The 25921-nt window shown below is 69.4% G+C and carries 20 protein-coding genes; 15 read left to right on the top strand and 5 right to left on the bottom strand.

Annotated features, from left to right (window positions below):
• Positions 1 to 60: 60 nt before the first annotated feature.
• The gene (locus tag E0H50_RS16230) at positions 61 to 2280 is read right to left on the bottom strand and encodes a LamG-like jellyroll fold domain-containing protein (protein ID WP_131289031.1); all 2220 of its coding nucleotides are present in this window, start codon (positions 2278 to 2280) and stop codon (positions 61 to 63) included.
• 157 nt (positions 2281 to 2437) lie between these two features.
• Here E0H50_RS16230 and E0H50_RS16225 point away from each other — a divergent pair, with 157 nt between their 5' ends.
• Complete coding sequence (locus E0H50_RS16225) at positions 2438 to 4063, top strand: Wzz/FepE/Etk N-terminal domain-containing protein (RefSeq protein ID WP_131289029.1); 1626 nt, start codon at positions 2438 to 2440, stop codon at positions 4061 to 4063.
• Between the two features lie 5 nt (positions 4064 to 4068).
• A complete protein-coding gene (locus E0H50_RS16220) occupies positions 4069 to 5349 on the top strand; it encodes a hypothetical protein (protein WP_131289027.1) in 1281 nt (426 codons plus the stop codon).
• Here E0H50_RS16220 and E0H50_RS16215 read toward each other — a convergent pair.
• Complete coding sequence (locus E0H50_RS16215; protein WP_131289025.1) at positions 5335 to 6864, bottom strand: right-handed parallel beta-helix repeat-containing protein; 1530 nt, start codon at positions 6862 to 6864, stop codon at positions 5335 to 5337. The two genes, E0H50_RS16220 and E0H50_RS16215, sit on opposite strands and share 15 nt — an antisense overlap.
• A gap of 100 nt (positions 6865 to 6964) precedes the next feature.
• Between E0H50_RS16215 and E0H50_RS16210 the strand changes: the two genes are divergently transcribed.
• Together E0H50_RS16210 and E0H50_RS16205 are read left to right on the top strand one after the other, a co-directional pair.
• The gene (locus E0H50_RS16210) at positions 6965 to 8431 is read left to right on the top strand and encodes a hypothetical protein (protein WP_131289023.1); all 1467 of its coding nucleotides are present in this window, start codon (positions 6965 to 6967) and stop codon (positions 8429 to 8431) included.
• 46 nt (positions 8432 to 8477) lie between these two features.
• Entirely contained in the window at positions 8478 to 9860 is a 1383-nt protein-coding gene (locus tag E0H50_RS16205; RefSeq protein ID WP_131289021.1) for a hypothetical protein, read from the top strand.
• A 26-nt stretch (positions 9861 to 9886) separates the two neighbouring features.
• On the opposite strand, the gene uxaC is transcribed toward E0H50_RS16205, so the two are convergent.
• A complete protein-coding gene (gene uxaC / locus E0H50_RS16200) occupies positions 9887 to 11308 on the bottom strand; it encodes a glucuronate isomerase (protein ID WP_131289019.1) in 1422 nt (473 codons plus the stop codon).
• A gap of 136 nt (positions 11309 to 11444) precedes the next feature.
• Here uxaC and E0H50_RS16195 point away from each other — a divergent pair, with 136 nt between their 5' ends.
• Genes E0H50_RS16195 through E0H50_RS16170 form a run of 6 tightly spaced genes read left to right on the top strand, consistent with a single transcriptional unit; the run spans position 11445 to position 17878 of the window.
• Positions 11445 to 12440, top strand: a complete 996-nt coding sequence (locus E0H50_RS16195; RefSeq protein WP_131289017.1) for a LacI family DNA-binding transcriptional regulator — start codon at positions 11445 to 11447, stop codon at positions 12438 to 12440.
• Between the two features lie 57 nt (positions 12441 to 12497).
• A complete protein-coding gene (locus E0H50_RS16190) occupies positions 12498 to 13715 on the top strand; it encodes an ABC transporter substrate-binding protein (protein ID WP_131289015.1) in 1218 nt (405 codons plus the stop codon).
• A complete protein-coding gene (locus tag E0H50_RS16185; RefSeq protein WP_131289013.1) occupies positions 13712 to 14758 on the top strand; it encodes an ABC transporter ATP-binding protein in 1047 nt (348 codons plus the stop codon). The genes E0H50_RS16190 and E0H50_RS16185 overlap by 4 nt, the downstream gene beginning before the upstream one ends.
• Entirely contained in the window at positions 14755 to 15657 is a 903-nt protein-coding gene (locus E0H50_RS16180; protein ID WP_131289011.1) for an ABC transporter permease, read from the top strand. The genes E0H50_RS16185 and E0H50_RS16180 overlap by 4 nt, the downstream gene beginning before the upstream one ends.
• Positions 15654 to 16499, top strand: coding sequence for an ABC transporter permease (locus E0H50_RS16175; RefSeq protein ID WP_131289009.1), 846 nt, complete (start codon positions 15654 to 15656; stop codon positions 16497 to 16499). The genes E0H50_RS16180 and E0H50_RS16175 overlap by 4 nt, the downstream gene beginning before the upstream one ends.
• Positions 16496 to 17878 carry a mannitol dehydrogenase family protein gene (locus E0H50_RS16170; RefSeq protein WP_131289007.1) on the top strand — a complete coding sequence of 461 codons (1383 nt, stop codon included), beginning with the start codon at positions 16496 to 16498 and terminating at the stop codon, positions 17876 to 17878. Before E0H50_RS16175 ends, E0H50_RS16170 begins: the two co-directional genes overlap by 4 nt.
• Before the next feature lie 397 nt (positions 17879 to 18275).
• On the opposite strand, the gene E0H50_RS16165 is transcribed toward E0H50_RS16170, so the two are convergent.
• Positions 18276 to 19862, bottom strand: coding sequence for a right-handed parallel beta-helix repeat-containing protein (locus E0H50_RS16165; RefSeq protein ID WP_238151005.1), 1587 nt, complete (start codon positions 19860 to 19862; stop codon positions 18276 to 18278).
• A gap of 130 nt (positions 19863 to 19992) precedes the next feature.
• Complete coding sequence (locus E0H50_RS16160; RefSeq protein WP_238151004.1) at positions 19993 to 21702, bottom strand: right-handed parallel beta-helix repeat-containing protein; 1710 nt, start codon at positions 21700 to 21702, stop codon at positions 19993 to 19995.
• A 70-nt stretch (positions 21703 to 21772) separates the two neighbouring features.
• Here E0H50_RS16160 and E0H50_RS16155 point away from each other — a divergent pair, with 70 nt between their 5' ends.
• From E0H50_RS16155 to E0H50_RS16135, 5 genes are all read left to right on the top strand, one after another.
• On the top strand, positions 21773 to 22978 hold the full coding sequence (locus E0H50_RS16155) for a glycosyltransferase (protein ID WP_131289001.1): 1206 nt from the start codon (positions 21773 to 21775) through the stop codon (positions 22976 to 22978).
• 85 nt (positions 22979 to 23063) lie between these two features.
• Positions 23064 to 23495, top strand: coding sequence for an adenylyltransferase/cytidyltransferase family protein (locus E0H50_RS16150; protein WP_131288999.1), 432 nt, complete (start codon positions 23064 to 23066; stop codon positions 23493 to 23495).
• Entirely contained in the window at positions 23492 to 24229 is a 738-nt protein-coding gene (locus E0H50_RS16145; RefSeq protein WP_131288997.1) for a CDP-alcohol phosphatidyltransferase family protein, read from the top strand. The genes E0H50_RS16150 and E0H50_RS16145 overlap by 4 nt, the downstream gene beginning before the upstream one ends.
• Positions 24229 to 24645, top strand: a complete 417-nt coding sequence (locus E0H50_RS16140; protein ID WP_131288995.1) for an FAD synthase family protein — start codon at positions 24229 to 24231, stop codon at positions 24643 to 24645. Before E0H50_RS16145 ends, E0H50_RS16140 begins: the two co-directional genes overlap by 1 nt.
• The gene (locus E0H50_RS16135) at positions 24645 to 25832 is read left to right on the top strand and encodes a glycosyltransferase family 4 protein (protein WP_131288993.1); all 1188 of its coding nucleotides are present in this window, start codon (positions 24645 to 24647) and stop codon (positions 25830 to 25832) included. The genes E0H50_RS16140 and E0H50_RS16135 overlap by 1 nt, the downstream gene beginning before the upstream one ends.
• The last annotated feature ends 89 nt before the right edge of the window (positions 25833 to 25921 follow it).

The following is a 25921-nucleotide window of genomic DNA, read 5'->3' as shown; positions in this document are numbered from 1 at the left end:
GGAAGCAGACCTCCGCCCCGCGTTACGAGTTTGTTCCAGAACTTGCAGAAAGATGCCTTTTCACCTTGCTGCGTAGTGACTTTGGACCTGGAGCGGGGTGAGGGCGTACGGGTAGACGGCCGCCTCGTCGATGCCCATTCCGGTCTGGGTCGCTCCGCCGCCGGGCCACGAGTTGGTCAGGTCGTAGCCGACGCGCCACCAGCCGTAGTACAGCGACGCCGACCCCACGAGCGCGCTGCCGGACAGTACGCCGTCGACGTACAGCTTCATCGCCCCGTTGTCGTAGCTGCCGACGACGTGGTGCCACAGGCCGTCGTTCTTGCCGGACGGGCTGGTCAGCGTGCGCTGCGAGCCGTCGTTGACACCGAAGACGATCGAGCCGTTGGTCCGCATGTACAGCATCCGGTCGCCGCCACCACCGCTGTTCCCGGTCTTCGAGTTGCCGAAGCCGATGATCCGGCCGCCGCGGTTGAAGCCGCTCTGCTTGACCCAGGCCTCGACCGTGAACTGCTGCGGGAAGCTGTACGCCTTCTCGCCGACCATCCGCCCACTGCTCGAGCTGGTCGTCAGCGCGGTGTTGCCCGCGATCGCACCGGCGCCGCCGAGCGTCACGCCGGTGAACGTGCCGTTGTTGCTCTGCCCCGAGGAGTCGACCGAGGTCGTCGTACCGGCCGGCTCGCCGAGCCGCCAGTACGCCTGCGGCCCGTCGGCGCTGACAATCTGGTCGTACGCCGTCGACGCCGCCGAGGCGACCGTGATCTGGTCGGAGTAGTTGCCGCGGATCGTCGTACTTCCGTCGGTGACCTCGACGCGATAGTTGGTAACCTCACCCGGCGCCGAGGAGGTGTCGGTGTAGCTCAGCCAGGGCCGGTCCCACGGCGTGGACCTGGCCGTCCAGGTCGCGATGGTGGTGTTGCTGAAGCCCTTGAGCAGCCGGTAGGTCAGCGTGCTGTCGTCGTTGTCGACGACGGTCGGGAAGTGGATCTGCACGACGCCCGGCTGGACGCTGTACGGGAGCAGCTTGGCCGGTTTGGCCGGGGCCGCGCCCGGAGGGGCGTTGGTGAAACGGGTCAGGCCCTGCTGGCCGGTGCCGTTCACGTTGAGGAAGTCGCCGCCGACCCACAGGTCGTTGCCGCCGGTCGCGAACGCCAGCGGGCCGACGTTGGTCACGCTGTTCGGGTCGGCGTCGGTGTTCGGGAACCACGGCCCGAGCGTGCCGTCGGTCAGCTTCTCGCTCAGCAGGAAGCGGTACCCGAAGCCCTGCGGGAAGCCGCCGGCGCCCTGGTTGGCGCAGTCGTGCGCGTGCGAGCCCTTGTACAGCCAGCCGTTGACGACCTTGACCGCCTCGGTCGCGCCCAGGCACTGGTTCTTCCACTTCAGCGTGTTGGTCGCGATGTCGGCCGCCCAGGTGCCGTCGAAGCACCCGCCGCCGTCACCGCCGTTGCCGAAGTACACGGTGTCGCCGCTGGTGTCGATGGTCTTCACCCGGGTCGTGCAGGACCCGTTCGGCGGCGGTACGGCGGACGCGCCCGGGAACGGCAGTACCGCGCCGCTGACGGGGTCGAGGCTCGTCACGGTGTTCTGCGTGGTGCCGTTGACGGTGCTGAACTGGCCGCCGGCGTACACCTTGGACGCGTCGTCGGCGGCGTCCACGGCGTACACGTCGCCGTTCGTCGCGGGGGCCCACGGCAACAACGTGCCGGTGTCGGAGGTGACGGCGGCGAGCCGCAGCCGGTCCACGCCGTTGACCAGACCGAACGAGCCGCCGAAGTACACCGTCGTACCGGAGACCGCGATGGACTTGACGCGATACGAAACGGACGGTTTCCAGTTCGCGACCAGGGCGCCGGTGGCGGTGTCGAAGGCGGCGATCCGGTTCCGGGTCTGGCCGTTGACGGTGGTGAAGTCGCCGCCGACGAAGATCCGGGAGCCGTCCGCGGAGGCGGCGACCGCGTAGACCTGACCGTTCAGCACCGGGGTGAACGAGGTGACCAGCGCGCCGGTGCCCGCGTCGAAGGCCGCCAGGTACGCCTGGGCGACCTCGCCGGTCCCGGGCGCGGCGCCCGGCGGGCGGACGCTGGTGAAGCGTCCGCCGGCGTACGCCTTGCCGGCCGCGACCGCGAGGCCCTGGACGCTGGCGTTGGTCTGCCAGGTCGAGCTGCTGGTCGCCGCGAGCGACGCCTCGACGCTCTGCGCCGGCGGCGCGAGCGTCACCACCAGCGCACCGGCGAGCAGAGTGCCCACGATCCCCAGGCGCGTGAACAGCCGTGTCTTGGTCATGTAGCGATGTCCCCCCTTGGACACATACCGAGCCCGGGAAACGGTCCCGGGAAACTCCCCCGGGAAGAGAGTAGGGCACAGGACGAGATCGCGTGAGTCCCTCGTCCCTACCTGTGGATATCCTGGGTCGCTGGCGCCGAACAGAGTGAGGTCGTGAATGGAACCGGGCACCGTGGTCTGGCGGGAGACCGCTCAGTCGCTGCTGCGGCAGAAATGGCTGATCATGGGCTGCATCCTGCTCGGACTGCTCGGCGCCTCCGTGTTCGCGCTCTCCCAGACCGAGCGCTGGACCGCCTCGAGCCAGCTGGTGATCGGCCCGGCAGTTCCGCCGGCGCTGGTCGGCAAGCTGTCCACCTCCGCGGACAAGAGCGGCCCCCTCGGGATGGACCTGCCGGCCGAGACCCAGGCGCGGGTGATGGCCAGCCCGACGCTGCTCAAGGCCGTGGTCAAGGCTCTCGGGATGCCGGACAACGACCAGACCATCCAGGACCTGGCCGCGGTGACGCGGGTGAAGGCCGTCACCGACAACGCCTACCTGGTGACCACCGACGGCCCGACCGCGCAGAAGGCGGTCGACCGGGCGAACGCGATCGCCACCATCTATTTGGCGCAGCGCAACACCGAGGCCAAGGCGCTGCTGACCAATCTGGCCGAGCAGGCCCAGGCCCGGTCGAAGACGGCGACCACGCAGTCCCGCAGCCTGGTCAGCCAGATCGACGAGGCGGTCGGTCGCGGTGACAACCAGACCGCGGCCGCACTGCGTGACCAGCGCGTGGGCCTGGCGACCGAGGCCCGGCAGGCCGCGGACGACGCGGCCGCGATGCTGAAGGCGCTGTCGACCGTCGGCTCCGGGAGCCAGCTCGTCACGCCGGCCACGACCGACACCGCCAGCTCGTCGCCGATGGTTGCCCGGGACATCCTCGTCGGCGGGATCCTCGGCCTGGTCCTCGGCTTCGGCCTCGCACTGCTGCGGTCGCACCTGACGCCGTACATCCTGACCCGCGACCAGGCGGCGCGGGCGTCGTCCTCACCGGTCATCGCGGCCTCCGAGGGTTATCGGCGGCGGATGTGGCAGCGGTCCGCTCCGGAGCTTCCGCAGTACGAGATCACCGCGCTCGGCGCCGAGGCGAGCGGTGCCCTGGCGCGCCGCGAGCTGAACCCGCGCGCCTTCGCCGCCGGCGCCCCTGGCGCGCTACTGGTCGTGTCGGCGTCCCCGACCCCGAACTCGGCGGGGATCGCGCTGGCGATGGCCGAAGCGAACGCCCGCGACGGCCGCGAGACACTGCTGGTGCTGGCCGATATCGAAGGTACGCCGGTGCTCCCGCACCTCACCGGGCACGAAGGACTCACCGACCTGGTGAACGAGCCGGCCGCGACCCGCGCGATCCGGGCCCGGAAGCTGTTCCGGCCGGGGACCGTCGCGGACCTGTACGTCTTGCCGCCGGGTCTGAACCACGAGGAGACGGCCGAAGCGGTAGGCCCGTCGCTGGTTCCGGGGATCGTCGCGGACCTCCCGCCCGGGTACTCCGTGGTGATCCACGGCCCCGCATCGGTCGGGCGGCACGGCATCACGCCGCTCGCGGCGGCGGTCGACGCGTCGGTCCTGGTGGTGCAGGTCGGCCTCGACAAGGAAATGGATGTCGCGCGGCTGACGGGCGCCCTGCAGTTCGCCGGCGCCCCGGTGCTGGGCGTCGTACTGATCGGCACCTCGCCGCAGGACGAGACGCTCGGGATCCCGCTGAACTACAAGCCGCTGGACGCGGGCGCGCAACCGATGCGCTGATGGCGATGACTTCGGGAACGCGATTGGCCCCTGCGGTCCCGGGCACGGTCGAGGGCGAGGTCGAGCGGCCGGCCTGGTTCTGGCTGATGCTGTGGTGCCTGTTCGTGCTCGGCGTACAGCCGTGGTCGTCGCGGGTCGCGGCGCCGCAGGGCACGACCGGGTCGACGAACAGCATCGCGAAGGGGCTGCTGCTCGGGGCGGTCTTCCTGGTCGCGCTGGCGGCGACCAAGCCCGGATTCCGGACCCGGGTGAATCCGGCCAGTTGGTTGTACGTGATGTACGTGCTGTTCGCGTGCGCGACGGCGTTCCTGCTGGCGGAGCCGATGGGACCGCTGACCCGGCTGGCCCGGTTCCTGATCGGCCTGGTGCTGCTCTTCCTGCTGTGGGGGCCGTTGGTGCAGGTGCCCGAGCGGCTGGTGCGCGCGCATCTGTGGGCCCACCTGTTGCTGGGGGCAACCGTCGTCCTGAGTCTGGCCGTCGCTCCTTCGCAGGCGTGGCGGCCGCTGCGCTCGCTCGGCGCCGGGTACCGGCTGCAGGGCGTCATCATCCCGATGCTGCCGCCGCGCGTCGGCGAGGTCGGCGCGATCCTGCTCGGGCTGGCGCTGATCGGCCTGATCTGCCGGAAGCTGTCGACGCTGCCCGCGATAACACTGATCGGCCTCGGCGGTGTCCTGATCGCGGCCAGCCGGACCCGGACGTCGGCTGCCGCGGTCGCGTTCGGGCTCGTGATCGCGCTGATCATCACCCGGAAGACGTGGCTCGGCCGGATCGCGTGCCTCGTCGTACCGGGGTTGCTCGGCCTCGCGTTCCTGACCATCGGGTCGTTGCACACCTGGCTGCTGCGCGGTCAGGGCACGCAGCAGATCACCTCGCTGAGCGGCCGTACGACGAGTTGGCAGGCGGTCCTGGACGAGAAGGTGTCGGTCCAGACCGCGATCATCGGGCACGGACTCGGCAACAAGCGCGTGCTGCTGACCCGCGGTGAAGGCGACGTGGACGTGATGGCGATCGACAACAGCTGGCTCGGTCTCTACTGGGAGACCGGTCTGCTGGCCGTGGCGATCGTCGCGGTGGCGCTGATCGCGGCGTGGGTGTCGGTCCTCCGCGCGCCGACGCCGTACGTCCGGGCCTGTGGCGCCTTGCTGCTCGGGTACGTCACGGCCGCGTCGCTCAACGAGAGCGGCCTGTCCGACCTCTCGTCGATGACCGTGCACCTGCTGGTAGCCGCCGCAATCTGCGACGCGGACCGGCTACGGCAGCGAAGACGAATATCAGCTGCTCACTGAGTCCTGGTCGAAGCCGGACTGCTGCCATTCGGACCAGGTCAGCGTCTTGCCTCGGTACGCGAACCGGTCGGCGCCCCCGGAGAGCTGGTAGCTGTTGCGGCGGAACGTGATGGCGCCGGGTTGCGCGGGGGAGCGCTTGTTCTCCACCACGCCGAGGGATGCGGCGGCGTTCGTCATCACGACCAGGTTGCCCTCGACGAGGACGTTGCGCAGGACGTACGTCCCGCGCGGACCGTCGCCGCGGGTGCGGGACTGGATGGACAGGGCGTTGCGGTTGTCCTGGATCAGGTTGCCGCGGACCTGGACATCCGACGACGTGTTGACGTTGATGCCGCCGCCGTCCCAGAGCGAGCCGCCGGACCCGCGGCCGGTGCCGTACCCGTTGTGCTGGACGACGTTCTGGTCGATGACGCCGGCGTAGCTGATCTCGTACCGGATGCCGTCCGCGGCGTTGTCGCGGATCCGGTTCCCGGTGATCCGGCGGTCGTACTCCGCGATGTCGCTCCACATCCCGATGCCTTTGTTCGCGACGATGTCGTTGCCGCTCACCTCGCCCGAGGACCGGGTCGACTTGATCCCGCCCGACTCCCAGTCGGCGATCCAGAAACCATCGGTGTTGTTGCGGGTGACGAGGTTGGCGGTGATCTTCGCGCCTTCCGACTTGTACTGGCCGATGCCGAGCTGCCCGTTGTCGGCGACCGTGTTGCGGCTCAGCTCGGCGTTGTCGCCCTCGATGACCATGATGCCGACGGCGTGGTTCCACCGGACCTCGTTGGCGGTCACCTTCCAGCCGGTGCCGACCTGCACCGCGCCCGCCTGCGGGCGGCTGGCGAAGTGCTCGATCGTCAGGCCGGTCACCGTGACGTTGGCGGCCGACTTGTCGATCGCGGTCCGGGTGCGCGACATCTCGGTGACGTGACCGGCGGGGTCGTCGCCGAGGTAGAGCACGTTGGCCCGGTAGTCGCCGTAGAACGTGCCTGCCGTCACCTGGCTCAGGCTCATGACGCGGGTCAGGTGCTTGCCGTCGACGAACAGTTGCTCGCCTCGTTGACACGGGTTGGCCTTGTTGTCCTCGCACTGGCCCTTGAGCGGGTACGCCGCCGGCAGCACCCCTCGCACTGTCCAGGCGTTCCCGGATCGCTTCCATCCGGTCAGCCGGACGGCTCCACTCAGTACGGCGCCGGCCTCACCCGCGAGCGTGTCGCCCTCGCGGGGACGGAGCGCTCGCGTGATGCGATGCACGCCCTTCGCGAAGCAGAACGTGGTGCCCGCGGGCGCGGCGTCGATGACCGGCTGCGGGTCCACACCGACCCCGATAACGGTTCCCTTGCACGCTTTCGCCGTACTCGGGCCCGTCGGTCCGAGCACTGCGGCGGCCGCGGCCGGGGGAGCGGTGGGAACGGTCACCGTGACGGTCGATGCGGGCTTCGACGGTTCGGGAGCGCCCGCGTCGTCCGTGCAGCCCGCCAACAGCAGCACCGCGACACCAGCAGTCGCGACAGCCCCACGCCTCATCAACGTCCCTTCCAGCCACCCCCGCCGTACCAGACCTCCGGGACCTTACCGGTCCCTGGGTTCCGTCAGGATGCCGCGTGCTGCGCTAGGTTCTCGGTCCATGGTCCAGCTGCCCGGATTCCTGCGATCGAAGCGGCGTCGCGCGGTGCCCGCCGTCGAGCCGAAGCCGACCGGTGTGCCGGGTGTCGAGTCGGTCGGTCCGGGCCTGGCCCTCGGTGCGGGCTTTCTGATCGAGACCACCCCGGAAGGGCTGCATCTCCATGTTCCGCAGGTGACCGAGCCGGCCGAGCAGCTGATCGGGATCGTCGTGGAACCTGGCAGGCGCGGGCCGACCCTGGCCTACCGCGTCGCGCGTCCGGGCGCCGCCGCCTACGACCTGCACTGGAGCGAGGGCAGCAGCGGTGGGATGTTCGGCGACGAGCCGATCAAACGCACACTCGCGGCCGCAGCCGCGACCGGACGTCCGTTCGATCGGCAACTGGAGGAGACGGGCTTCGTGCCGGTCTGCGCGGGCATCTGGCGGCACGACGGCGACGGCAGCCCGATCACCGCGATCCTCCGCGACGGCGAGCTGAGCTTCCACACCCGGCACCGGCACGCGGCGATGGACGACGTACTGCGTACCTCGCAGGTCCGTGGTGTGGTGCGCGGGACCGACTACCGAGGCGAACCCGAGGACGCACTCCGCCTGAGCGGCGAGTGGATGTCGTACCGGCTGGTGCAGCCCGTCGCGCACCCGCGGGACGTCGAGATGACCCGCGCGGCGAGCCGTGCCGAACTACTGCTGCCCGAGGAGACGACGTCGGTGGACCCGAGCGGGTTCGTGATCGGAGGCGCGAACGACACCGACCTGATCCTCGGCCTGACCGAGCTCAACGGAAAGCCGGTCGAGGAGCTCGAGGCCTGGATGCGCCCGTTCGACGTCGATCACCCGTCGGAGCCTCGCGACTTCCAGCGTTCACAGGAAGGGTTCCTGGGCCCGAAGGACCAGTTGCTGCCCACCATGGCCCGCGACAACGAGGTGGTCCGCCGGCTCGGCCTCACGCACGCCGAGCTCGGCGAGGCGGTGCGGATGGTGACCACGGCGTCCGCCCGGTTCGGTGTCAAGGACTACGTCGGGCCCGGCGAGCACCGCTACCAGATCGCGGCGCAGGGCTCGATGGGCGTGCAGGTGGACCCGTTCGGGGACGGAAGGGTCGGCAGCAGCAACTATGCGCTCACCAGCAGGCGGACCGGCGGCACCGTCGGCCTGTCCGATCTGGGCGGGTCGATGATCGGCCGGTACGGGTTCTACCAGGGCCCTGGGACGCCGTACCGGTCGGCGCCCGAGGACATCGTCCGGACCTTCGAGCATCTGTCGGAGAAGGCCGGCGGTCCGGAGCGGATCGCGCAGATCGTGACCGAGGTCGACGCGCACTTCGCCACGGTCGACGCGATCGCCAGGTCGGCTGCACCCGCCGAACGTCGTACGTCTGCAGCCGGCGTCGCCGACGCCGTCCGGACCGACGGCGACGGCCGTCCTGCCCGCACCAGTGGCAAGCAAGGACCGGACATCCGGGGGCGTTGATCCATCAGGCGAGGTGTGAACTTCGTGATCGGATAGGTTGCCGCCCATGGCTCGCACTGACAGGTCCTCGCTCGAGCTGGTTGGACGGCATCACGTGCTGGCGGCTGGATTCCTGCTGGAGAACGGTTCCGACGGACTCGGGTTGCATGTCCCGCACGTGGAACTGCCCGCGGCACAGGTGGCGGCGCTGGTCGTCGCGCCCGGCCGGTACCGCGGGATGGTGCTCGCCTACCGTGAGGTCGTCGCGGGGCGGGAGCCGTCCGATCGGTTCCGGTCCGCCAGCAGCGCCGGCGGGCTATACGGGTCCGAGGATGCGCAGACCGTCGCGGAGCTCGACGAGCTGGCCTCGAGCAACGATCCGCTCGAGCAGCAACTCACCGACTCGCACTTCGAGCGGCTGTCCGAGAACCTCTGGCGGTACAACCGCGACGACACCTCGATGACCGCGGTACTGCGCGACGGCCGGCTGTCCGTCTACTGGCCGGCGAGCGGGTACGAGATGGACGACGTCGTCCGCGGGTCCGAGGTCGACCGAGTGGTGCAGCACCCGGTGTACGACGAGTCCGTCGAAGCACTCCGGCTGGACGGCGAGTGGATGTCGTACACGCTGATCGCGCCGAGCCTGCACCCCGTCGACGCGGAGATGACGCGTGCGGCGACCTCGGCGGAACTCGGCCTGCCCGAGATCCCGCGCTCCGTGGAGCCGAGCGGGTTCGTGGTCGGCGGCGAGAACGACACCGAGACGATCCGCGGCCTGACCGAACTCAACGGCCAGTCCGTCGAGCGGGTGGAGGCGTGGATGCGCCCGGCAGGCTGGGACTCGCCCCGCGACTTCGACGCCTCGCAGGCGGGGTTTCTCGGCCGCGGCGACAAGCTGCTCGCGACGATGGCCCGGGACAACGACGTGGTCCGGAAGCTCGGCCTGACGCATGCCGAACTCGGTGAGTCGGTCCGGGCGGCGGGGTTCGTCTCGACCCGCCACGGGATCACGGACTACATCGGCGCCGGCGACCACCGGTACTCGGTCCAGGCACAGACGAGCCGAGGGTTCCAGGAGTCGCCGTTCCGGGACGAGACGCGCGGGAGCGCCGACTTCCAGGTCACGTACGAGCGGACCGGTGCGACGGTCGCGCTCTCGGACCTGAGCGGCGAGATGATCAGCCGGTACGGGTTCTACCAGGGGCCTGGCTCGCCGTACCGCTCGGCGCCCGAGGACATCATCCGGACCTTCGGAGACCTGGCCGAGAAGGCCGGCGGCGAGGCCGAGATCAAGAGGATCGTGGCCGAGGTCGACGCGTATCACTCCGCTGCCGATGCCATGGGCAGAGCTGCCACAGGTTGGGAGGGGCGACCGACGCAAGCGGGTGCGGCCGCTCCCTCCCGCCCTGGCAGTGGCACCAGGCGGTCCCCGGACGTCCGGGGACGCTGACCTCAGGCGAGGCCTCAGGTGAGGCCTCAGGTGAGGTACGTGTCCCGGGCGAGGTCGTACGCGAGGGCCTTCGCGACCTGCAGCGCGTCGTCCTCGTCCAGCCGGTGCTGTACGACGAGGTCGGCCAGGTAACCGGCGTCGATTCGGCGGGCCAGGTCGTGCCGCGCCGGAATCGACAGGTACGCGCGGGTGTCGTCGACGAAGCCGCTCATGTTGTAGAAGCCCGCGGTCTCGGTGACGAGCTCGCGGAACCGGCGCATGCCGTCGGGGCTGTCCAGGAACCACCACGGCGCACCGAGTCGCACCGCCGGGTAGACGCCCGCCAGCGGCGCCAGCTCCCTGCTGTAGACCGTCTCGTCGACGGTGAACAGCACCAGCCGGAAGCCCTCGACATGCCCGAACCGCTCGAGCACCGGCCGCAGTGACCGCGTGAACTCGGTCGCCACCGGGATGTCGTGTCCCTGGTCCGGCCCGTACGTCGCGAAGATCGCCGGGTCGTGGTCCCGCAGTACGCCGGGGTGCAGCTGCATCACCAGACCGTCCTCGGCCGACATCACCGCCGACTGGTACAGCATGTGCCCCGCGAACGCCTCGGCGTCCCCCGGCGTCACGTCACCCTTCAGCGCACCGGCGTAGATCCTTTGCGCTTCCGCATCGGTCAGCGGTACGGCGGCTGCGCTCAGGTGACCGTGGTCGGTGGCGCGCGCTCCTGCCGCGATGAACGCCTGCCGACGCTGCCGGATCGCCTGCAGGAACCCGTCGTACGTCGAGGTGTCGACGTCGGCCAGCGCGCCGAGCTGTGTGATCAGTGCGGGCCAGCCGTCCCGGTCGACGTGGGCGACCGCATCCGGGCGGAAGGTGGGGACCACACGGCCCGGCAGGTCCGCGGCGAGCTTCGCGTGCTGGGCGAGGTCGTCGGTCGCCGCGTCGGTGGTGGAGATCAGCTCGATGTTGAAGCGGTCGAGCAGGGCCCGCGGGCGGAAGTCGGGCTTCGCAATCCGCTCCGAGATCTGGTCGTAGAGCTCGTCGGCGGTCTCGGCGGACGGGTGCACGGTGAGGCCGAGGACCTCCGCGAACTCGTGCTCCAGCCAGTAGCGGCTCGGGGTGCCGAGGAACAGGTGCCAGTTGGCGCAGAACTCCCGCCAGATCTCGCGCGGCTGTGCTGAACCTTCTTGGGCGGTCTGCTTGCCGTCGCGGCGGGGGAGGCCGAGCTTGTCCGGGGAGACGCCCTGGGAGACCAGCATCCGGGTCACGTAGTGGTCCGGCACGACCAGCAGCTCGGCCGGGTTCCCGAACGGCACGTCGGTGGCGAACAGCCCGATGTCGACGTGACCGTGCAGGCACAGCAGCGGCAGGTCCTTCGTCGAGGCGTGGATCCGGCGGGCGACCTCCCGTGCGGCGCCGGCCGGCAGCGCGCGGTCCGGATGAGGCTGCAGGGCCTTCGGCATGTGTCCTCCGATACTGGGCAGAAGCGCATCTTGAAACGTGTTCTGCAAAGGATTGCAGTCGCACCTTGTCAGCACAAGTGAGTGTCCAGCGGGCAACCGCTTGACACAGACTGCAACCGATTGCAGACTCACCGGCGTGACAGCAACGATCCGGGATGTGGCGCGGCTGGCCGGCGTATCGCCGTCCACGGTGTCGCGCGCGCTCTCGCTGCCCGAGATGGTCAACGCGACCACGCGGGCCCGCGTCGCCGCCGCGGTCGAGCAGCTCGGCTACGAGCCCAACCGTGCGGCCCGCGGCCTGATCACCGGCCGGACCGGCACCATCGGCCTGGTCGTGCCGGATCTGGCCAACCCGTTCTTCGCCAGCCTCACCAAAGGCGTGCAGGCCCGGGCCCGCCACCACGACGTCGCCGTGTTCGTCGCGGACACCGACGAGGACCCGGCGGCCGAGGCCGGGCTGGTGCGGGCACTGTCCAAGCAGGTCGACGGCGTCGTGCTGTGCTCGCCGCGGGCGAGTGACGAAGAACTCGCGGCCATCGCCCAGAACACCACCGTCGTCCTCGTCAACCGCACCGCCGTCGGGTTGCCGGGCGTTGCCTACGACAACGAGGACGGGATGCGGCAGGCCGTCGCCCACCTCGTCGCCCTCGGCCACCGCCGGATCGCGTGGGTCGGTGGACCGGCGACCTCGTGGTCGACCCAGCACCGCGGCTTCGGGCTGCGGAACGCGGTCGAGGCGCTGCGGGCCGAGCTCGCTCCGGTCGGCAACTTCGCGCCGACGTACGAAGGCGGGATGGCGGCCGCGGACCAGGTGGTCGCCACCGGCGCCACCGCGGTCGTGGCCTACAACGACCTGGTCGCGATCGGTCTGCTGGCCCGCCTGCACAGCCGCGGGATCTCGGTCCCGGGAGACCTGAGCGTGGTCGGGGTCGACGACATCGCGATGTCCAGGATGGCCCGGCCGGCGCTGACCACGGTCCGGCTGCCGAAACAGGAGGCCGGCCGGATCGCCGTCGAGCTGCTGCTGGCGATGCTCGACGACCCGGACGGCGCGGCCGAAGGCTCGAAGCACGGGGAACTGCACGGGGAACTGATCGTCCGGGACTCGACCGGACCAGCACCACAGAAGTGATCAACCCGGCCAGTGGGGACGCTGTGCCGGGCCGCCCTTGATCCGAGGAGAGACCCGATGCATCTGCACCGGAAGTTGACCGCGGCGACCGGTCTGGTGGCCGCGCTCGCCGCGTTGATCGCCTGCGGCGCCCCGGCGCCGAACAAACCCGCAGCCGAGAGCGGTGGCGAGGTACCCGAGAAGCCGGCCAAGGCCGTGACGCTGAACATTCTCGACGTCGCCGGGAACCTGCAGCTGACCCAGGGCATGATCGACGACTTCGTCCAGCAGCACTCGGACGTGATCTCGAAGGTCACGTACTCGAAAGGACCCGCCCCCGAGCTGGCCGGCAAGATCAAGGCCCAGCAGAACGCGAACCGGGTCGACATCGACCTGGTGCTGACCGGCACCGACGGTCTCGCCGCCGGCCGCGAGCAGGGCCTGTGGACCGACCTGCTGACGAAATACTCGGACCGCCTGCCCGGGATGAAGGACTACCTGCCGCCCGCAGCGAAGATGCAGGAACTGGGCGGCAAGGAAGGGGTGACGGTCACCTACTACCCGTCCGGGCCGCTGCTCGAGTACATGCCGTCGAAGGTGCCGTCGCCGCCGAAGACCGCCGACGACCTGCTCGCCTACGCGAAGGCCAACAAGGGCAAGGTCACGTACGCCCGGCCCGCGAACTCCGGCCCCGGCCGCACCTTCCTGATGGGCCTGCCGTACATCCTCGGCGACAAGGACCCGAAGGACCCGGTGAACGGCTGGGACAAGACCTGGGCGTACCTGAAGGAACTCAACCAGTACGTCGACTTCTACCCGTCCGGCACCGCCGACACGATGAAGGCGCTCGCCAACGGTTCGGCCAACGTCATCGCGTCGACCACGGGCTGGGACATCAACCCGCGGGTCCTCGGCACGGTCCCGAAGGAGGCCGCGATCACGCCGATCCAGGGCTTCCACTGGGTCACCGACGCGCACTACGCCGTCGTACCGAAGGGTGTGTCGACCGACAAGCAGGCGGCGATCCTGCAGCTGCTGCAGTTCATGCTGACGCCCGAGCAGCAGGCCAAGGCGTACGACAAGGGGTACTTCTACCCGGGGCCGGCGATCAAGGGTGTCGAGCTGTCGCAGGCGCCGCAGGAGAGCAAGGACGCGATCACCGAGTTCGGCCGCCCGGAATACGACAAGTTGATTGCCGACAATCCGACAGAGGTACCGCTGGACGCGAAGGCGCTGGTGGCTGCCTTCGACAAGTGGGACCGTGAGGTCGGCGGCAGCAAGGTGAAGAAGTCGTGAGTGGATTCGACCAGCTCCGGCTCGACGGCGTGAGCCGCCGGTTCGGTACGGCGGACGCACTCGCCGGGCTCGATCTGACCATCGAGCGGGGCGAGTTCATCGCCCTGCTCGGTCCGTCCGGTTGTGGAAAGTCGACCGCGCTGAACTGCCTGGCCGGCCTGCTCCCGTTGACCGCGGGCGCGATCTGGCAGGACGACCAGCGGATCGACACGCTGCCGCCGGAGAAACGCGGTTTCGGCATGGTGTTCCAGAACTATGCGCTGTTCCCGCACCTGACCGTCCGCGACAACATCGCCTTCGGCCTGCGGATGCGGCACCTGCCGAAGGACGACGTCCGGCGGCGGACCACCGAGGCGATCGAGATGGTGCAGCTGACCGAGCACGCGAGCAAGCTGCCCGGCCAGCTGTCCGGCGGTCAGCAGCAGCGGGTCGCGATCGCCCGTGCGACCGTCCTCGAACCGTCGCTGGTGCTGATGGACGAGCCGCTGAGCAACCTGGACGCCAAGCTCCGGCTCGAGATGCGCACCGAGATCCGCCGCCTGCACCAGTCGCTCGGGCTGACCACCGTGTACGTCACGCACGACCAGGAAGAGGCGCTCAGCATGGCCGACCGGCTGGTCGTCATGCGGCAGGGCAAGGTGCAGCAGCTCGGCACCCCCGAGGAGGTCCACACCAAGCCGTCGACCTGGCACGTCGCCGACTTCATGGGCTACCGCAATCTGCTGCCGCTGAAGATTTCCCAGCTGAACGGCGACCAGGTGACCGTCGACCTCGGCGGTACGCCGGTCCGCGGCTCCGCGCAGGGCGCTGTCGGGCTGGGGGACGACGTGATCGCTGCCGTGCGTCCGGAGGACATCAAGCTCAGCGACGAAGGCGTGAAAGGACTCGTCGAGGTCGTCGAGTACCAGGGTCGTGAGCGCGCGGTCGAGGTGGTGCTCGACGATGAGGTTCGCTTGCACGTGCGGACCGAGCAGCGGGTCGACGCGGGGGAGCAGGTGGCGCTGACGGTCACGCCCGGGCGGCTCCTGGTGTACCCGTCATGAGCGCGATCCCGCAGCAAACATCCCAACCGACATGGCAGCACAGGCTGGCCGAGCGTGGTGTCGACCGCCGCCTCTGGTTGTTGCTCCCGGCCACGGTCTTCGTCCTGCTGCTGTTCGTCTACCCGTTCCTGTACGGGCTGAGTCTCTCGTTCCAGCCGGCGAACGGCGGCGGCGTGCTGGCCAACTACGACAAGTTCTTCGGCGACGCGTACCAGCGCGACACGGTCGCGACCACGCTGAAGATCGCGCTTCCCGCAGCGCTGCTGAACGTGCTGGCCGCCGTACCGATCGCGTTTCGCCTCCGCGGCCGGTTCCGCGGCAAGCGGCTGCTGACCACGATCCTCGTCGTCCCGATCACGCTCGGGACCGTGCTCACCGCGCAGGGTCTGCTCAACTACCTCGGTCCGACCGGCTGGCTCAACCGGATCCTGCTCAGCCTGCACATTGTCGACGATCCGATCCGCCTGACGAACAACTACTGGGGCGTCTTCTTCTCGCTGGTCATCACCGGGTTCCCGTTCGCGTTCCTGCTGGTGCTGTCGTACCTGAGCGGGATCGACCCGACCCTGGAGCGGGCCGCGGCGACGCTCGGCGCCTCCCGGGCGCAGCGGTTCCGGCGGATCACCCTCCCGTTGCTCGCGCCCGGATTGGCGACAACCTTTTTGTTGACATTCGTACTCGCGTTCTCGGTCTTCCCGTCCGCGGTGCTGGTCGGTAACCCGGCCGGATCCACGCGGGTCATCTCGCTGGCGGCATACCAGGCGGCGTACGAGCAGTACGACTACTCGTACGCGTCGGCGATCGCGATGGTGATGGGCGCGGTCGAGCTGGTCGTCGTGGCGATCGTGCTGGTGTGGCGGTCCCGGCTCTACACCGGTTCGACGGGAGGCAAGGGATGAGCCAGAAGGTGCGCACGATACGCGCCACCCCGCTGGGCTGGGTGATCTGGGCCGTTGTCGTGTTCTTCTTCGTCAACCTCGCCGGCGTCGTGCTGTCGGTGCTGGTCAGCTCGTTCGGCACGAAGTGGTTCGACACCTGGTTCCCGAGCGGTTTCACCACCCAGTGGTACGGCGACGCGTGGCGAGAGTTCACGTTGTTCCACGTCATCGTCGTCACGCTGCTCGTGTCCGCGCTGGTCGTCGTCCTGTCGGTCCTCGTCGGCGCGCCCGCGGCGTACGTGCTGGCCCGGAAGAACTTCCCCGGCAAGCGTCTGGTGTACCTGACATTCCTGCTGCCGATCCTGATGCCGCCGATCACGTACGGCATCCCGCTCGCGACCGTGCTGTACAAGTTCGGTTTCGCGGGCCACCTGTCCGGTGTCGTGCTGGCGAACCTGGTGCCGTCGGTGCCGTTCGTGATCCTCACGATGACGCCCTTCATCGAGCAGGTCGACCCGCGGATCGAGGACGCGGCCCGGATGCTCGGCGCCGGGACCCGCTCGGTGTTCCTGAAGATCCTCGCGCCGCTGCTCGTCCCCGGTCTGCTGGCCTCGGCGATCCTGGTGCTGGTGCGGACGGTCGGCATGTTCGAGCTGACCTTCCTCACCGCCGGGCCGGACTCGCAGACGCTCGTGGTCGCGTTGTACTACTCGATGTCCGCCGCGGGCATCCGCGCGCAGCAGTCCGTCGACGCGATGGCGGTGATCTACACCGCGATGATGCTGGTACTTCTGGTGGTAGCGCTGCGTTTCGTCAATCCGACCCAACTGGTCGCCCGAGTGAAGGAAGAACCCTCCGAATGAATTCGAGCAGGTTGAGTCTCACCAACCTTCCCGTCGCGCCCGCGGTCGATCCGAAGGCGTTGTCGGTCGGCATCGTCCATCTGGGGATCGGCGCGTTCCACCGCGCCCATCAGGCCGTCGTCACCGAACGGGCGGCGGTCGAGACCGGCGAGACCCGGTGGGGCATCACCGGCGTGAGCCAGCGCTCCACCACGGTCCGGGACCAGTTGGCGCCGCAGGACGGTCTGTACTCGGTCCTCGAGCGAGGTCTCGGGGAGCCGTCGGTCCAGGTGATCGGCAGCATCCGTGAGGTGCTGACCGCGCCCGAGGACCCGGAGGCGGTGGTCGCGCGGATCGCGGACCCGGCGGTGTCGGTGGTGACGCTGACCGTCACGGAGAAGGGGTACCGGGCGGCCGGTGCCGGGCTGAACCTGGACGACCCGGAGATCCGGGCCGACCTGACCGGCCGTCCGCCGCGCACGGTCGTCGGCCAGCTGGCGGCGGCGATCGCCCGTCGCGACGAGCCGTTGACGATCGTCTCCTGCGACAACCTGGTGGCCAACGGCCCCTTCCTGCGGACGCTGGTGACCGAGTACTTCGATGCGCTGGGCAAGGTTCCCGCGACGTTCGAGGCGACGCGGTTCCCAGCCAGCATGGTGGACCGGATCGTGCCGGCGACGACCGACGCGGACCGCGACGAGGCGGCTCGGCTGCTCGGCGTCCGGGACGAGGCGGTGGTGGTCGCGGAACCCTTCCTGCAATGGGTGATCGAGGACGACTTCGCCGGGCCCCGCCCTGCCTGGGAGCGTGGTGGCGCCGTACTCACCGGCGATGTCGCGCCGTGGGAGCAGGCCAAACTGCGGATGCTCAACGCGACCCACTCGATGCTCGCGTACCTCGGTGCGCTGCGCGGGTACGAGACGATCGCCGAGGCGGTCCGCGACGAGGAACTGGGCGGGCTCGCGCGGCAGTTGATGACCGACGACGTCGTACCGACCCTGACACCGCCCGACGGGCTGGACCTGGCGGCGTACGGCGCGACCGTGCTGGAGCGGTTCGAGAACCCGGCGCTGAAGCACCGCACCCGGCAGGTCGCGATGGACGGCTCGGTCAAGCTGCCGGTCCGGATGCTCGGCACGGTCCGCGACCGTCTGACCGCCGGCGCCGAGCCGCGGATGATCTCGCTCGCGGTCGCCGCCTGGATGGTCTACGTCCAGCGCACCCCCGACCTGGACGACCCCCAGGCCGATCGCCTGAAGTCAGCTGTGGCGGGCACCACCGAGCCCGCCGAACTGGTCGACGCCCTCCTGGCCGTCGAATCCATCTTCACCCCCGACCTCCGAGACTCACCGACCTTCCGGTCGCTCCTCGTGAACCACGTGAACACCCTGACCCGCTGACCCCACCCGCCACTCGCTCTGTGGCCGGGCTGGTTCGGTGGAGGGTTTCAGCACGTCAGAGGAGGCTTTCTGGCGGCGTGAGCGCTCCGGGTGGGGGCTCGGGCGGGTTGTACCGCGAATTTTGTGCAGCTCGACAGTACGTATACGTCCACTGCTCGGCGATCCGGCCTGCCGCCCGGTGCGGACAGGCGGGTAGTAGAGGTATACGTACTGTCGAGCTGATGTTTTCGGCGGGCTGTGGCTGCCCGTGGGCGCGGTCAGCCGGTTGGCGGGGGAAGGGACACCTTCTGGGTGCTGTGGACAGGAAATACCAGGTGCTAGCCCGCCAGAACCTGTCCTACGGCCTCGCAGTTCACCCCACACCGGACAGGAGAGCCGGATAGGCCCTGCTCTGGTGTCAGCTCGTTGGGGGGAGGATGGTGAGGATGCCGGTGGCGTCCAGGACTGCCTTGCCCAGGGTGAAGGCGCTGGCGGTGTCCTGACCGGTGCCGCGCCATTGTTTGGCGGTGTACCACTGGCCGGTCTTCTGGAAGCGTTCGGCGGTCAGGCTGTCGAGGATGTAGACGTTGTCGTTCAGGGTGACCTCGCCGGCCGGGATCACCGCGCCGGCGTTCTGCACCATGCCGGTCGCGGTGGTGCCGCCGCGCATCGTCACCTGGTTGCCGGAGACAACGATGTCGCGGAGCAGGTTGGTGCCCCACGGGCCGGAGCCGCGGGTCCGGGACTGGATCGCGATCCCGTTCACGTTGTTCGCCACCACGTTGTCGCGGACCTGGACGTTCGACGAGGTGTTCACGTTGATCCCGCCGCCGTCCCACAGCGACGTACCGGAGCCGCGGCCGGTGCCGAAACCGTTGCCGCTCACCACGTTGTCCGAGATGACGCCGTTGCGGCCGATCTCGTACCGGATCCCGTCCGCCGCGTTGCGCAGGATCTGGTTGCTGCTGAACGTCCGGCTGTCGTCGTACGCGTCGCTCCACAGCCCGATCCCGCGGTTGTACTGGATCAGGTTCCCGCTCACCTGGCCGCCGCTGGACCAGGTGGTCTTGATCCCGCCGGACTCCCAGTCCGCGATCCAGAAGCCGTCGGTGTTGTTGTAACTGACCTCGTTGGACGCGATGGTCGCCTTGAGCGTGCTGTACTGGCCGATGCCGAGCTGGCCGTTGGAGTGGATGTGGTTCTTCTCGAGGACGGCGCCGTCCGCGTTCACCAGCATCGCACCTACGCCGTGGTTCCAGCGGATGTCGTTGGCGATCACCTTCCACCCCAGGCCGAGCACCACGGCACCGCCCTGCGGCGGGGTGGCGAAGTGCTCGATCGTCAGCCCGCGCACCGTCACACCGGTCGCGCTCGACTCGATCGCGGTCTGCGTCTTCGACATCTCGATCGAGTGCCCGGCCGGGTTGCTGCCGAGGTAGACGGCGTTCGCCGCGTAGTCGGCGTAGAAGGCGCCGGGGGCAACCTTGTCGCGGGTTGCCACCCGGGTCAGGTGCTTGCTGTCCAGGAACAGCTGCTCACCCAGGTAGCAGATGTTCGCCGTGTTGTCCTCGCACTGCCCGGTCTGGGGGTACGCCGGTGGCAGGACTCCCGTGGTGACCCAGTCGCCGTTGTTCGCCGTCCAGCGCGTCAGCCGGACGGATCCGGTGAGGACGGCGCCGGTGTTGCCGGCGAGGACCTGGTCGGCCTTCGGGTGGATCGTCTCGGTGATCCGGTGCCAGCCGGCCGTGAAGCAGAACGTCGTACCGGTCGGGGCGTCGTCGACGACCTTCGCGGCGTTGTCCGTGGTCCGGATCGGTACGCCGCTGCACGGGGGCGCGACGGCTGGGCCGGTCCGGAACGTCCCGTCAGCGGGTGGTACGGCGGCATCAGGTACGGCGGCAGATTGATCAAGGGCCGGTTGATCGGGGGCACCCCGCGCGGGCAGGGGGCCGACGGCAACCAGACTGGTGCCGACTGCAACGACTGCGAATACAGCTGTCCTCATAGCGGAGCCTCCGGTGGCACAGGTAGCCCTGAGCGCACCCCCCATGGCGCGGCTTCGCTACGCAGATTACCTCTACGTCAGGTAGTCATGGCAATACGTAGCGCACAAATATGTTGCGAACGGCAAGCGGTCAGTTCGCGAGGAAGCTTCCGACCGTGTCCAGGCCGGCCTCGCGCCAGCCGGCCGCGGTGAGCTTGGTGCCGAACCGGGCGAACCGCTGGGTGCCGAGGTCGTCGAGGACGTACTTGTTGCCGCTGAACACCACTTCGCCGGCCGGCACCGCGGCGCCGGAGTTCTGGACCATGCCGGTCGCCTGGGTCCCGCCGGTCATCTCGATCGTGTTCCCGCTGACCTGGACGTCGCGGAGCAGGTACGTGCCCCAGGGGCCGCTGCCGCGGGTCCGGGACTGGATCGTCACGCCGTTCACGTTGCCCGACACCCGGTTGCCCTTGATCGTGACGCCGGTCGAGGTGTTCACGTTGATCCCGCCGCCGTCCCACAGCGACGTACCGGAGCCGCGGCCGGTGCCGAAGCCGTTGCCGGTCACCGTGTTGCCCTCGATGGTGCCGTTGCGGCTGATCTCGTACCGGATGCCGTCCGCCGCATTGCCGACAATCTGGTTGTCGCTGATCACCCGGCCGTCGTCGGCGACGTCGGCCCACATCCCGATGCCCTTGTTGGACTTGATCACGTTGCCGCTGACGGTGCCGGAGGAGCGGGTCGACTTGATGCCGCCGGACTCCCAGTCGGCGATCCAGAAGCCGTCGGTGTTGTTGGAGCTGATCACGTTCCGGGTGACGGCGGCTGCGGCCGAGCTGTACTGCCCGAGGCCGAGCTGGCCGTTGTGGTGGATCAGGTTCTTGTCGACCTTGGTGCTGTTCGCCTTCACCAGCATCACGCCGACCGCGTGGTTCCAGCGGACGTCGTTCGCGGTCACCTTCCAGCCGGGGCCGGAGACGAGCGCTCCGGCCTGCGGTGCGCTGGCGAAGTGCTCGATGGTGAGGCCGCGGACGGCCACGCCGGTCGCGCCGGACTCGATCGCGGTCGCGGTCTTCGACATCTCGACCGCGTGACCGGCCGGGTTGCTGCCGAGGTAGATCGCGTTCGCCGCGTAGTCGGCGTAGAACGTGCCGGCCTTGACCGCCGCGACACTCGCGACCCGCGTCAGGTGCGTGCCGTCGAGGAACAGCTGCTCCCGCAGGTAGCAGATGTTCGACTTGTTGTCCTCGCACTCACCGCTCTTGCCGTACGCCGGCGGCAGCGCGCCCCGCACCACCCAGGCGGACCCGGACCTCGCCCACCCGGTCAGCGGAACCGACCCGGTGAGTACGGCGCGCTGTGCGCTGGCCAGCACCTGGTTCGCCTTCGGGCGGATGGTGTCGCTGATCCGGTGCACACCGGCCGCGAAGCAGAACGTCGTACCGGCCGGCTTGGAGTTCACGATCGACTGCGCGTCCTGCCCGGGCTTGATGACCGTGCCGACACAGGGCCCGGCGACGGCCGGACCGGCCTCGTCGGAGTCGACCACCGGCGGCTTCGGGATGGTGGGCTCGACCGGCTTGGTCGGCGTCGCCGTCGGCTTGCGGGTCGGAGTCGTGGTCGTGCCGGGCTTCTTCGGCGGTGCGGTGGTGGCTGTGGTCTTCGGCTTGGTCGTGCCGGGCTTCGCGGTCGTCGTCTTCCCAGGGCGATGAGAGGGCAGCACTCGAGACGCGGTCTGCTCGGCGGCGTTCTCGGACTTCGCCGCCGTTGTCGCCTTGTTCTCTCCTGCGATGACGGGCACCGCGACCGTGACGACGGCCGCGGCCGCAGCGATCAGCGCTGCGAACCACAACTTCCTCAATGCACTCTCCTGGGAGCGGGCGGGACCAGGTGTAGCCATCTGCGACTGCTGCGGGACTTAAGGTAGTGCCATGCGGGTCGCCATGTTGCACAACCGTTACCGGACCGGTCAACCCAGTGGTGAGAACACGGTTGTCGCGCAAACGGTTGATTTGTTGCGTAACTCAGGACATGAAATCGATCTGTACGCCCGGAACAGCGACGATATCGCCGCGATGGGCCGAAAAGATCGCGCACTGTTACCGTTCCGCTCCGTTTGGTCATTTTCGGCGGAACGCGATTTAACACAGCTATTGCAGGCGCAGCGGCCCGATGTGGTGCATGTGCACAACACTTTCCCGTTGTTCAGCCCGTCGGTGCTGCGAGCGGCGTACCGGCTGGATCTTCCGGTCGTGGCGACGTTGCACAACTTCCGGCTGCTGTGCGCGAACGCCGTCCTGCAGCGCGACGGCGGGCCGTGCGAGTCCTGTATCGGCAAGGTGCCACTGGCGGCCGTGAAGCACAGTTGCTACCGCGAGTCGCGGGTGCAGACCTTGCCGCTGGCCACGAGCATCGGCGTCCACAACGCCTTGCATACCTGGCAGCGGTACGTCGGGACGTTCGTCGTACCGTCCGAGTTCGTGCGGGACCGGTACGCCGCGGCCGGGTTCGATCCGGAGCGGTTCGTGGTGAAGCCGCACGCCGTACCGCACGGGGGAGCGGTGCGCAGCGGTGCGGGGGAGGCGGTGGTGTTCCTCGGGCGGTTGAGCGAGGACAAGGGTTTCGCGGATCTCCTGGAGGCCTGGGATTCGTCGCTCGGCCGGCTGGTCGTGGTGGGTGACGGTCCGCTGCGAGCGGCGGCCGAGGAGCGGGCCCGGAAAGACCTGTCGATTCAGGTGCTTGGTCAACTGCCGTGGGCCGACGGGATGGAACAGCTGCGGTCCGCGCGCGTCGCCGTCGTACCGGCGCGTTCGTATGAGAGCTTCGGACTCGTGGTCGTGGAGGCCTTCGCCCACGGGGTGCCCGTGGTCGCGTCCAGGCTCGGGGCGCTCGCGGAGCTCGTCGACGACGGTGAATCCGGTGCGCTGACCGCGCCCGGTGACCCGGAAGGATTGCGGAAGGCGATCGGGTTGGTGGCTGATCCCGGGACTTCGATAGCCTTCGGCGAACGAGCCCGTCAGGTCTACCTGGACCGCTTCACACCGGAGCGTGACCTGGAGGCCACGGAAAGGATCTACACCGATGCGATCGCCCGGCACTCCGCCAGCGGCCGGGCGCGCACGGAACGACGGGTATAAAGTCGCGGGCGACGCAGGGGGCAGCGTCGGGCCGGACGGAATTCAGGAGTTTGCGTTGGGGGAAGGCAATGTGGGCAGTGTCGGCATGGTTCCGCGGCTGGGATGCGTCGCCGGGGTTTTCGACCTGTTCCACGTAGGACATGTCGACGTGCTCGAACGGGCGCGGCGGCACTGTGACCGGTTGGTGGTGGCGGTGCTGTCCGACGACTGGGCGCTGGACGCCTGGGGCGGGCGGCCGTTCGTGCCGCTGCTCGAGCGGGCGCAGATCGTCGAGCACCTGCGGTGCGTCGACGAGGTGGTTGCCGTGGACGACGTACGGTCCGACTGGCTGACCGGCGTACTAGGGGTACAGACGGTGTTCGCCGCCGGTGGCACGGACGGCGTCCTGGGGGTGGACGAGCTCGCCGGGATCCCGGCCGGGCTGATCACCGTCCTGCCCGCCGGACGCGGCTCCCGGAGCCCGATCCTGCGCGCGGCGATCGACCAGCGGCAGTCCCGCAGTTCGAACGTCGCATGAGCGAGCGCACAGCTGGGCTGCGGGAGACTGTCGCGCAGTTGTCCCGGGCGCAGAAGCCGTCGGCCGGTACGCCGGCGTACTCGCGGTTCGTGAACCGGCGGATCGGGCGGGTGTTCGCGGCCGCGGCGTTCCTCGGCCAGCGGACGCCGAACCAGGTGAGCCTCGCGTCCGGGTTCTGCTCGCTGGTGGGGATCGTGCTGGTGGCCTGCGTACGGCCGTCGCTCGGCCTGGCGCTGGTGGTGACCGTGCTGCTCGTGCTGGGGTACGGGCTGGACTCCGCGGACGGGCAGCTGGCCCGGCTGCGCGGCGGCGGCTCGCCCCTGGGGGAGTGGCTCGACCACATGATCGACGCGGTCAAGATCGTGCTGCTGCACAGCGCCGTCCTGATCTCGCTCTACCGTTTCGATGCCTTTGACAACGACCTCGTCCTGCTGATCCCGCTCGCGTACGTGTGCCTGTCGTCGGTGCTGTTCTTCGGGCTGATCCTGATCGACCAGCTGCGCCGGCGGCACGGCGCCGCCGCGCAACCCAACGAGCGCGGCGATTCCGTCGTGAAGTCGTTGCTCATCGCACCGACCGACTACGGCGTCCTGTGCCTGGTCTTCCTGGCCTTCGGTACGCCGTCGCTGTTCGTCGTCCTGTACGGCGCGCTGCTCACGCTGAACCTGCTCTTCCTCGCGGCCGCGATCGGGAAGTGGTACCGGGAGATGGCCGCACTGGGGGTGCGGGCCTGATGGCGATCGTCGGCTATGCGCCCGGGGTGTACGACATGTTCCACATCGGGCACCTGAACATCCTGCGCCGCGCCCGTGAGCACTGCGACCACCTGATCGCGGGCGTCGTCGAGGACGAGGTGGTGACCCGGATCAAGGGCCGTCCGCCGGTGGTGCCGCACGAGGAGCGGATGGACGTCGTCCGGGCGCTCGACCTCGTCGACGAGGTGGTCAGCGACTGGTCCAGCGACAAGTTCGAGATGTGGCAGCAGCTGCGGTACGACGTTCTCTTCAAGGGCGATGACTGGAAGGGAACGGAAAAGGGAAAGAGACTGGAGAGGCTGCTGGGTGAGGTCGGCGCACAGGTGCACTACTTCCCGTACACCGCCTCCACCTCGAGCACAGATCTTCGCAGGCTCCTGGAGGGGATGAGCTGATGTACGGCCGGCCGAAGGTACTGCTCAGCGCGTACGCCTGCCGGCCGACGGGCGGGTCCGAGCCGGGCGCGGGGTGGGCGTGGGCGAAGGCGGCGGCGCGGGACCACGACGTCTGGCTGCTGACCCGGGGCAAGTTCGTCCACGAGATCGAGGAAGAGCTCGCGGCGCGACCGGTGCCCGGTCTGACCGTCGTACCGCTCGAGCTGCCGCGGTGGATCCTGCGGCTGCGGCGACGGCCCTCGGACGTGTACTGGTACTACCCGTTGTGGCAGGGCCTGGCGCGGCGTACGGCGCGGCGCCTGCACGCGGAGCAGTCGTTCGATGTGATCCATCATTTGACCTTCGCGGTCGACTGGATGGGCGCCGGCGTGGTCGAACCGTCGTCGGCGAAGGTGATCTGGGGACCCGTCGGCGGGTCGACGAGCGCGCCGCTGTCGATGGCGCACTGGCTCGGCGCCCGTGGTGTGGTGGCGGAGCTGGTACGCCGTGCGTACACCGGGCTCCGGCGCCGCGCGACCGGCCGGCGGATGGCGCAGACCGCGGACCTGATGGTTGCCCAGAACAACGATGTCGCGGAGGCGTTCGCGCCGTACGCCCGGGAGATCGTGGTCCAGCCCAACGTGGCGATCCGGCGCTTCACCGCGTCCGGTCCGTACGAGCCGTTCGGTGCTCCCGGTGTGAAGACGGCGCTGTTCGTCGGGCGGTTGATCCCGTGGAAGGGCGTGCTGCTCGCGATCAGCGCGCTGGCCCGCCCCGAGGCGGCCAACTGGGAGCTCCGCATCATCGGAGACGGCCCCGACTGGGGACGCGCGGAAAGCCTGGCCTGGCAGCTCGGCGTCCGCGACCGCGTCGAGTTCATGGGCGCCCTGCCCCGCGAGGAGGTCCTGGCCGCGATGTTCCGCGCCGACGCGCTCCTCGCCCCCGCCTTCCGCGAAGCCGCCGGCTGGGCCGTCACCGAAGCCCTGGCCTCCGGCTGCCCGGTGGTCTGCGTGGACCGCGGCGGCCCCGCCGTCATCGTCGGCCCCGACGAAGGCGCCACCGTCCCCTGGCAAGGCGACGTAGTAGGCGAACTGGCCCGCGGCCTGGCCTCCCTCAACGGCCGCATAACCCCCGTAGACCGCTGGGGCCCCGACCGCCTCCCCGACCTCCTGGCCACCTGGTACACCCCCGCCCGGGTGTCCCGCTAACCCCAGCACCGCCAAACCGAACCGCGAGAGGCTTCTGCCGGCCGCACGCGAGGGGATATCCCTCCGTGTTGGGGGTTCTCCGTTGGTAT

The sequence above is a fragment of the Kribbella sindirgiensis genome (assembly GCF_004331435.1).
Classification (GTDB): Bacteria; Actinomycetota; Actinomycetes; order Propionibacteriales; family Kribbellaceae; genus Kribbella; species Kribbella sindirgiensis.
This window is presented reverse-complemented; position numbering and strand designations above follow the sequence as displayed.